Consider the following 821-nt stretch of genomic DNA (forward strand, 5'->3'; position numbering starts at 1 on the left):
GGATTGGTTATGACCCGTCAGAAGCCAATGGCGGCGACAGTGCCGGGTGTGCGGTCATCGCCCCGCCAATGGTGGCTGGGGGCAAGTTCCGCGTATTGGAGCGCCACCAGTGGCAAGGCATGAACTTTGCCGACCAGGCGCAGAAAATCAAAGACCTTACCGACAAATACTGCGTGGAATACATCGGTATCGATGCGACCACCGTCGGGCAAGGGGTGTTCCAGTTGGTGCGGGAATTCTTCCCCGCCGCCCGTGAAATCAAATACACCCCGGAAATCAAGACCGCCATGGTGCTGAAGGCCAAAGACACCATCGGGCGCGGGTGCCTGGAATATGACACCAGCCACACCGATATCACCGCCTCGTTTATGGCGATCCGCAAAACCATGACAGCCAGCGGAGCGCGATCGACCTACACCGCCAGCCGCAGTGAAGAAGCCAGCCATGCCGATCTTGCCTGGGCAATCATGCACGCCCTGTTAAACGAACCGCTGACCGCCGGTAGCGGCCATAGCAGCCCGAACATTTTGGAGTTTTACTGATGAGCAAGCGCAAAGGCCGTAAGGCTTTCACCACCACCACGCAACCCACCGCCCCGCAGAACGTGGAGGCGTTTACCTTTGGGGAACCGTCGCCGGTGATGGATAAACGGGAAATCCTGGATCACCTGGAGTGTTGCGGCAATGGCAAATGGTACGATCCGCCGATCAGCTTTGATGGATTGGCGCGCAGTATGCGGGCAGCTGTACACCACAGCTCACCAATGTTTGTGAAGCGCAATATTCTGGCCTCCACCTTCATTCCGCACCCATTGTTAAGCC

2 pseudogenes are annotated in these 821 nt (G+C 57.7%); both read left to right on the forward strand.

What is annotated here, in order from left to right:
* Positions 1-542: pseudogene (locus JHD74_RS25865) on the forward strand (oxidoreductase); the annotation flags it as partial.
* Positions 542-821, forward strand: a pseudogene (locus JHD74_RS25870) (Presumed portal vertex protein); the annotation flags it as partial. The pseudogenes JHD74_RS25865 and JHD74_RS25870, both read left to right, overlap by 1 nt.

This window comes from Serratia sp. ASV30, from assembly GCF_016428815.1.
Classification (GTDB): Bacteria; Pseudomonadota; Gammaproteobacteria; order Enterobacterales; family Enterobacteriaceae; genus Chania; species Chania fonticola_C.